Below are 8654 nucleotides of genomic sequence, written 5' to 3' on the forward strand. Positions count from 1 at the left end.
CCAATATTGTAATTTTAATGGAAATCTCATCAATGTCATGGTCTTATTTTGGGGGGAAAGGTCAACGTTCATCTTGCCACTGGCCATTCGCGAGATCGATTTCGCCAAGTGCCATGGATTAAAACAATTGTTGGTAAAGAACCACCTTTTCAATTTGCACACGGGAATTTAACATGAACTCTACGGATAAAGATAAATTAAAACACGATTTTTTAAACTCAATTGTTATCATCAACAACATGACAAAATCTGCTTCGAGTTTCATGAATACAATTTCACAGTCAATGGATACCGTTGATATTAACCAAAAGCAGATGGAAAAATTTTTATATTCCATGAGCGCTATACGTGAGCAGACTTCAAAGATTGAAAATTATTTTCTATCTCTTTTTAATGAATAATTGTGACAAATTATCTCTCTGCTAGATATGAGGAATATGAAACCACCCTTCCCCAATCTATAGAATCAGTTAAATGATCTTTGGTAATACTATAGTAGTAATTGTTATCTAGCTTTTGCGCATCAAATAAATAGTTAATCCACTCAGCTATTGGTTTTTTATATTCTTTTTCTGATAACAAGAACAATATTTTCTCTTTTTTTACAACAGCAGCCACAGTTTGTTCAGGTAGCTCATATCCCTGCATTAAATCTAATTGCTCAGATAGCTCTTTTGCATGTCTAATGATAAGCCATGTAGGTTTGGCGTCTTTATCAAGAAATAAAAAACTACCTGAGTTATCAACTAGATAATACTCAACAGCCTGTGCTTGTATTAGAACACTAGCAAATAATTGTTGATATAATTCATTATCAAATAAATCATTAATGGAGTTTTCATACGCATTAACTATATTTTTTGTTAACTCTCTGAAATAGCGCTTAGTTAGGTCATCCACAGCTAATGTAATTTCTGGATATAGATTTTCACTTGTCTTGAGTATAAATTTATCAATTAAACCGTTATTGAAAGCTTTTATCGCAGTATCTTTATCTGCTTCAGCCGTTAGCATAATTTTAAATATTTTTTTCTCTTTAATTTTTTTGCAAAATTCAATTCCGTTAATAGCGGGCATTTGATAGTCCACAACTAACAATGGTGCATGCTCAAACCTTGCTTTACTATAAATCAGATTTAACATTTTACTAACATCAAAGCCAATAAATCGATCATTAGTAGTATCTAAATTAACATCATTCATTAATTTGAAAATTGATTGGGTGACATCTTGACTATCGTTATCAATAAGATGAAAAGCCATATCTGAGCTTGTAAGTGTTAGTATATTAAGCTTTTCGCCAAATTCTAAATCTAACGCATCCAAAAATGCTCGGTTATCATCTAAAAAAATGACTTTTATCGGATGATAAAAACAGGTAGGTCTTGCATCAATAATAGTCATATAATAATTCCTCTACATTACAGCCACAATTGCATCACCCATGATAAGTCGCCAATATTCCAGACCTTTAATTATAATGTATTGGCTGTTACGAAAAAATACTTAACATGGATGTCGCTTTGTATAATAAATGATTCTTCAAATTTTTTCCTCCCCAATTTCGTATTTAATCACTTAAGTTATAGTGGTTTATCTTTTTGCGATTAAGTTAGAATCCTTCCTTGTTAATTTTCTTCCTCATAAATCTACACCATCCATAACCGTGATTTACAGAATATATTATATTTTTATTATTAATAATCAATGAGTTAGCTAAATTATCCCCCGGGGACAATTTATTAAATCGATAATCCATGGCAGTGGTCCCGTGAAATTTAAAGTGCCATTTAAAAACAGATCTGGATTAAATTTAATAAAATTTAAACGACCTAAAACAAAAAAACATCACCCTAAAGATAATTAACCCCATCATAAAATCAGGATGGAACCCTATTAATTAACTTTTCAAATAATTGATTCTCTATCCACCTAGTACAGTTATTGTTTTAACATTTAAAAAGCTTGTTTAAATTAGGAATAAATTTATTAGAGACATGAATCTATTCCATCAAAATAATGAGTTAATAAAATACCGTAAAAGAAATAGGGCTATTGTTAAATAGGTTACTGAAAAATATTAAACGATACAGCCATTTATCTTGATAATAAAACGCATAGTTATAAAAAAAGGGATTTGTGCACTAAGTAGAAGAACCAATCTCAGCCCCGCCACTACCGATCAATACCCGCCAAACAATATATTCTTCACTATGGGTAAAGACAGATACAACAGATTACCTCTATACGTAGGCCAATATTACTAACAAATATTGCTTAATAACCAATACTCTTAACATGAATTAATCATATACACTGACGTAAGTGCGCAAACAGTATAATTCTTTAATTGTAAATAAAGTTATTCATTTTAAAATTAAAAATGATATCTAAAGCATAAAAAAATAACATTATCTTATATCCATTCCTGAATTTAGCATATTATCAAAATCCATCAATAAATTATTCGTCAAAATTCAAAAAGTATAGTTTCATGTAACTTTGACAATATTGCTCAGCTATCAAGATAATCACATCCTATTTCAGAGTAGGGCAGTGAATACAAATAACAAATAAACCCAAAGAAACTTCAGAATATTTTTTGACAAAATTCGCAATACGAGTTGCCAATCAAAATTTTAAAGCTCCTAGGGTAAAAATCTAGCCGCCAAAAATCCAGTATCCCCCAGCAGTTTCCGGTATTGGTATTAGGAAGTATGGATAAAAGTTAAAAGCGCATCCCATAAAGCTACACCATAACCATATAACTACACCATAACACCCCATAAAACTACACATAAAATTTTAAGACCAATTAATCCCCATATTACTACACAGAAAAACTCATAAACCTACACAATCATTCCCAAATAAATACACAATAATCATTTCTTAAATACTTTAAAATCAATAAGTTATTGTGATTTCATTTAATGAACCTATGAATAGAAGAAAAAAGATATATATTTTCTTTTTTAAAAATTTAAATAATAGTACAAATTACCGCTTGCAAATTCATTTCAATAAAGTTAGTCTAAAACAAATAGTACAGAGCACCTTATTGTAAAAGGGGGATGGATGAAAGTAATTACAACAGCCGGGAACAAAGGAGGGATTGGCAAATCAACTATTGCTCTCACTCTTGCACAATATCTAGCTAAATGTAAAAACATGAAAGGGGCATTTATTGATTTAGACCCGCAAGGCAACTCTTCATCTAGCTTAATTCCAACTACAAGAGATCCAGCTCACCCAACTGGCTACATGCCAAAAGCACATCCAGAGTGGGATCCGAATAACTTACCAGAAGATGATCCGCATTGGGATGGTGTTAGTAGTATTGCAGATATATTCATAGGTAAATCTATTTATCCATATCCAACATGGGTTGACAATTTACATTGTTTTCCTTCTTTTGCTTCATTACTGGAAGATGCACAACGTGTTCTAAAAGTTGATGTAAAAGAAAAAGTTATAAATCGTCTTAAAGAATTTACCGAAATGCTGTCAACCCACAGTGATTACCAATTTGTTATTATTGATACGAATCCACAGTTTGGCCCACTAACAATGGCAGGGTTGCGAGCAGCAACTCATGGACTATTGCCAACTGAACTAGAACAATATGGTATTAATGGAACCATAGGTATGATCCAAGCAATTTCACAAGAGCAACTTAGAAGAGTAAAAGATGACACAATCAAAATAGCGGGAATTTTACCTAACCAAGTTCGTAAAACAGCAGTACATACTAAGTTCCTTAATGACTTGCGTTCGATAGAGAAATCAGAAGAATGGTTGTTACCTCCGATCGCCCAAAGAACTATTTATTCAGAATTAGTAGTAGAAGATGCAAAACCTAATTGTGTATTTAACCTACCGCAAACACATCTAGCTAGAATTGAGAGTGAAAAATGGTGTTCTTATGTATATGACAGGGTATTTCATAATGTATACAACAAAATAGAAGAAAAGGAGGCTTCTTATGGTTAGTAAATTCAAACTAAATCCAGTCAAAACCGGAGAGACAAAGGAAGCCATATCAAGAACACTGGCGATTGCCAATGATTATGCCGGGGAACTGTCAATAGAAGTATTATCCTTAGATAAAATAGAACTTGATCCAGAAAACAATCGTGAACTAGCACTCACTCTTCATGATGCTATGAATGGAATAGATCCTTCTGATCCTGACTATGCAAAAAAGAAAAATGATTGGAAGTCACTTGAATCATTAGCAAAAACTATACTAGATGATCAGTTAATTAACCCCATATTTGTATACAGGTTTGGGAACAAATGTCGTTTAATCGCTGGTGAACGTAGAACCTTGGCCTCAGCGATTGCTGGTAAAAAGGAAATTATAGCAAGAATTGCAAGTCAACGACCTGTTGGTACAAAGTTAAGAGTTCTACAGTGGATTGAGAATAATGAGCGTGTTGACTTATCTCTGGCTGAAAGAGTTGCGAGTATTGAGGCTATTGTTAAAGAGTATTTAAACGAAAATAAAGAAAAAAGTGATAGCGAGAAAATAACATCAAAAGTATTAAGTGATTTAACGGGAATGTCTATAACACAATCTCGAAGATATATCCTGATTTTGCAAGCTAGTCCAGAGATAAAGCAGGCGATTGCTGAAGGAAAAATAGAGAATGTAAAATTAATTGAATTAATTATTTCAGTTGAAAACGCAGAACATCAACAAGTTCTCTTAAAGGCAGCCATAGAAAATCTATCCTTTGATGCAATTGTTAAGCTAAAAAAAGAACTTGAATTTTCGTTAGTTACAAAAAAAGAAATAAGAGGACGTAAACAATTAAATGTTAGTTTAGGTAAGGTAAAACCCAATATTGCCAAAATTATCTTTGATGCCTTAGTTTCAAGCAACATTCTACACGAGAGCATCGTCGAGCAAATGAATATGTTAAGCAATAATGTCCAATGGAATAATGGTAAATCAGTTGAGGAGTGCTTTAAAAAAATAATTCCTCTAATTGCTCAGGAAGTGTGATTAAAATGAATAAACTGAAACTCAATAATAATGAAGACGATAAGAAAATTATTACATTTACTATTAATAAAGAAATTAAAGAGTCACTCAGAGAAATTCTGTTAAATTCTGAAAAATATAATTTAAAAAAGAAAACTGATTGGGTAAACGAAGCCATCATAATGTTAAAGGAAAATCCTGATTACAAAGAAATGGTACTCAATGCAGAAGGGAATAGTGAAAATTTTGTATTTGATAAAATTTATATGACATTTAAGCAACGATGTTTTTTTTCTGATATGAGAAATGAAGTTGTAAAGGAATATCCTGATATAAGAGGCCCTCAAACTGCCATAATACGCGCTGCTATTTTGAGTAGAATGATGAGGAAAAAATAAGAAAAAAGGCCAAACGGAATGGGTAATGTTCGCTGAAAAAACAATACGTAAACATGTAACAATTATTCATGCATACTCTTTAATGAGTGTATTGCAACGGAAAATTGTCAATGTGCTTTTGTATGAAGCAATAAAAGGAGATGGCCGCATAAATAACCATCAAAATTCGGTCGCTGTCGAATGCAATATGCCTTTTTCTATGCTGTTAAAAGCAGTTAAGTTCAATAGTAATAATACCCAATATCTAAAAGAGTCCATTGATGGGTTGGCATCATTAAAAATAGAATGGAATTTATTGAAAGATAAGGTACCTACAGATATCTCTTTTTTAAATTTACGAGTTTTACATGGAGCACCTACGTTCTATCAGGATAATACCATCAATTTTTCTTTTCATAAAATCATGCTTGATTTACTAGTTAATCCATCTATATACGGTACTATTGACATTGATCTGCAATCTGAATTTGAATCGAAATATGGTCATGCTCTTTATGAAAATAGTACACGGTTTATTAACTTACAAAAAAATAAAATTATTTCGTTAGATACATTTAGAAAAATTTTAGGAGTTCCTGAAGATAAATATCCAAGTATGCGGGAACTTACAAGAAATGTCATTTCGCCTTCATTAGAAGAGGTTAATGATCGAGCTAATTTTGCTGTTAGTTTGGATCCAATAAGAGTTGGTAGAAAAATTACTGGATTTGAGGTGTTAGTCCAGAATAAAAAAAATACAATAAAATCAGAAGTCAGCTGTATTGATTATGAAAATGAGAAGATGCATAAAGAAATAAAAGTAACTTTTGGTATATTAAATGAGTCTATATTAGAAAATATTATAAATAACTACTCAGAAGAATATATTCAAGAGAAGATTAACTATACCAAGAAATATGCAAAAAAAGAGCGCACAGGTTTTTATCCAATTCCATATTTTATTAGTGCTTTAAAATATGATTATAAATTCAAGGAAGAATCTAAGCCAGACGGTTCTCAAGAAAAAGAATCTAATGAACAAATTGAGTGGGAAAAGAAATTATTCGCTTTACAGGCAGAGCTTAATCATTGGGAAAAACTATCAGGTTATACTAAAGCTGGAGATAATCAAGAGCATGTTAAAAACATGCAGAAATTTGTTCTGGAAACCCGAGAAAAATTAAAGCAACATTATTTAGAGAAGCCAATTAAAATGGAGGCGGTTTAATATGAAATTTCCTGCCTTTGAACCAATTAATCTAAAAAATGACATACAATCCTTGGAAGCAATTGATCTGTGTTTATCAAAAATTTATCCAGATCAAAATCAGGCTAGAAAGTTTTTTAGCGATGCTTCACTAGAAGAACTGGCCTCGTCAATTCGACAGCATGGGATTATACAGCCTATTCTTGTCAAAGAAAGAGATCATAATAGGAATGAATATCAAATTATTGCGGGTGAACGGCGTTGGCGTGCAGCTAAAATAGTAGGATTAGAAAAAATCCCTGCAATCATCAGAAAATATAATAAAGCAAACGGGATGGCAGTTTCTTTAATTGAAAACATTCAAAGAGAAGATTTAAACCCATTGGAAGAAGCACAAGCTATACAGCGGTTAATAGAAGAGTGTTACATGACGCATGGTGAAGTTGCTGAAACTTTAGGTAGATCGCGAACAACAGTTACTAATCTTCTTAGATTGCTTACTCTCACGGATGAAGTAAAAGAAATGTTAAAAATGGGATTACTAGAAATGGGGCATGCCAGAGCTTTATTAAGTTTGTCGAGCATACAACAAGCAGAAACAGCAAAAATAATTATCAATAAGTCTTTATCCGTTAGGGAAACTGAAAAATTGGTTCGGCGCTTAAATATGCCAGAAGATAAACAAGAGTTTTTTCTAGATCCCCAATTTGAACAAAAAACGAAAGATTGGATGGCACAATTATCGAAAAAACTTTCATCCAAAGTTAACATGCATTTTAATGATGGAGGAAAAGGTAGGGTGGTGATAAGTTTTGACTCTTTAGAGGAAGCAGATTGGTTAATGGCCCATCTTAAGGTGGAAGGGTAGGGCTATTTTTTTATTCACAAAATTAGTGGATAACTATGTGGAAAAATTAGAAGATGTTTGCCCTCGAGTCTGTAGTTATAATTTTACTGGTATACTGGAAAAAAATGACCTCCAAATTTTACCTTCAAGAGACGATTGGACTACGGCGAATGGTAAAGTGTGGCAAGAGCTCAGCTTCTTTCTAATCACTATTAAAGCGCTCTTAAATCTGTCTGATTATTTAATGATCACTTTTCTTTTTAGAAATTAAAAAAATAAGTCAAGTTGGAATGCTTTTGTATGAGATAAGTTGTTTTGAACAGTCGTGGAACAATTATTTTGACTCAACTCGGATCTTGGTTTTCTCTTGCTTTTGGCATGGGTTTTATTAGCATATTTTTGTGATACTAAAAGAAACAGCAGATTGTGAAGGGAAAAAATATTTTCACTATACAAAATTTTAAGTCGATAATTATGCTGATAACGGATTTTTATCATGATTAAGAATTGAGCAAAAGCATTTGTGTACGTTGAAAAAGCCAATATTCTTCTTTGTCCCAACTTGGATTTTATTCGTCCGTTAATAGCGGTGATTGTCCAATCATCTAGTAAATCTTTCTCTAAACGAAGTACATAATAGCGTTTGTCTTTTTCAAAGCGTGCCTCATGGTAGACTTCATTGTAGGTAAAATCCAAATAGTGTAACCAAGGTAAAGTAATAAACCATGGTGTCATTTAGAATGTAGCCAAGTTAGCAATACGTTTCAGGCGATCAGGGTTGTCTTCAACATAAATTGCGGTGGTGACAATGTTGGCATGACCTGCAAGGCGAGAGACTGCTTTAATATCAGCGCCTTGCTCAATTAAGCGGGTAATGAAAGTACGTCTACCAGAATGAGAACTTGCTCCAATAATTCCTGCCTTATCATAGAGTGACTTGAACCATTTTTGCAAACTATTGGGTGTAAAGCGACTTTTACGTTGGGTCTGAAATAAGGGTTTGTCTCGTGCAACAGGTTTTAGGGTATCGAGATGAGCTTGGAGTGCTTTGCGGATTTTTTCATTGGCAAGATAAGCGTAACGTTGTTTTTCACCTTTGGTCATTGAGCGCTTCAAACAAATCTCTTCAAGTAATTGATAGTTGTAATCGGCTACATCTGCAATAGTGAGAGAGGCGATTTCTTTCACTCGCAATCCAAGTCCAAAAGAACAATACACAAGGGCACTATTTCT

At 32.7% G+C, this 8654-nt stretch carries 10 protein-coding genes; 7 read left to right on the forward strand and 3 right to left on the reverse strand.

What is annotated here, in order from left to right; translation table 11 throughout:
- Positions 1–173 precede the first annotated feature (173 nt).
- Positions 174–401 (forward strand): hypothetical protein, encoded by a 228-nt coding sequence (locus tag BGO44_RS12095; protein WP_010655315.1) that lies wholly within the window; start codon positions 174–176, stop codon positions 399–401.
- A 10-nt stretch (positions 402–411) separates the two neighbouring features.
- On the opposite strand, the gene BGO44_RS12100 is transcribed toward BGO44_RS12095, so the two are convergent.
- Positions 412–1404, reverse strand: a complete 993-nt coding sequence (locus tag BGO44_RS12100) for a response regulator (protein ID WP_058478530.1) — start codon at positions 1402–1404, stop codon at positions 412–414.
- Between the two features lie 1674 nt (positions 1405–3078).
- On the opposite strand from BGO44_RS12100, the gene BGO44_RS12105 reads away from it, so the two are divergent.
- Genes BGO44_RS12105 through BGO44_RS12130 form a run of 6 tightly spaced genes read left to right on the forward strand, consistent with a single transcriptional unit; the run spans position 3079 to position 7692 of the window.
- Complete coding sequence (locus BGO44_RS12105; protein ID WP_010655313.1) at positions 3079–3993, forward strand: ParA family protein; 915 nt, start codon at positions 3079–3081, stop codon at positions 3991–3993.
- On the forward strand, positions 3986–5011 hold the full coding sequence (locus BGO44_RS12110; protein ID WP_058478529.1) for a ParB/RepB/Spo0J family partition protein: 1026 nt from the start codon (positions 3986–3988) through the stop codon (positions 5009–5011). The genes BGO44_RS12105 and BGO44_RS12110 overlap by 8 nt, the downstream gene beginning before the upstream one ends.
- 5 nt (positions 5012–5016) lie before the next feature.
- Positions 5017–5388, forward strand: a complete 372-nt coding sequence (locus BGO44_RS12115; RefSeq protein ID WP_010655311.1) for a hypothetical protein — start codon at positions 5017–5019, stop codon at positions 5386–5388.
- A 25-nt stretch (positions 5389–5413) separates the two neighbouring features.
- Positions 5414–6595: a replication initiation protein gene (locus tag BGO44_RS12120; RefSeq protein ID WP_058478528.1), complete on the forward strand. Its 1182-nt coding sequence runs from the start codon at positions 5414–5416 to the stop codon at positions 6593–6595.
- A 52-nt stretch (positions 6596–6647) separates the two neighbouring features.
- Positions 6648–7442, forward strand: a complete 795-nt coding sequence (locus BGO44_RS12125) for a ParB/RepB/Spo0J family partition protein (RefSeq protein ID WP_238585456.1) — start codon at positions 6648–6650, stop codon at positions 7440–7442.
- 37 nt (positions 7443–7479) lie between these two features.
- The gene (locus tag BGO44_RS12130) at positions 7480–7692 is read left to right on the forward strand and encodes a hypothetical protein (protein WP_082650880.1); all 213 of its coding nucleotides are present in this window, start codon (positions 7480–7482) and stop codon (positions 7690–7692) included.
- On the opposite strand, the gene BGO44_RS12135 is transcribed toward BGO44_RS12130, so the two are convergent.
- Together BGO44_RS12135 and BGO44_RS12140 are read right to left on the reverse strand one after the other, a co-directional pair.
- Entirely contained in the window at positions 7689–8156 is a 468-nt protein-coding gene (locus tag BGO44_RS12135; RefSeq protein WP_058478525.1) for a hypothetical protein, read from the reverse strand. The two genes, BGO44_RS12130 and BGO44_RS12135, sit on opposite strands and share 4 nt — an antisense overlap.
- On the reverse strand, positions 8157–8654 hold a 498-nt coding region (locus BGO44_RS12140), incomplete at its 5' end, for a tyrosine-type recombinase/integrase (protein WP_286823146.1).

It is taken from the genome of Legionella sp. 39-23, assembly GCF_001897665.1.
GTDB classification, from domain to species: domain Bacteria; phylum Pseudomonadota; class Gammaproteobacteria; order Legionellales; family Legionellaceae; genus Legionella; species Legionella steelei.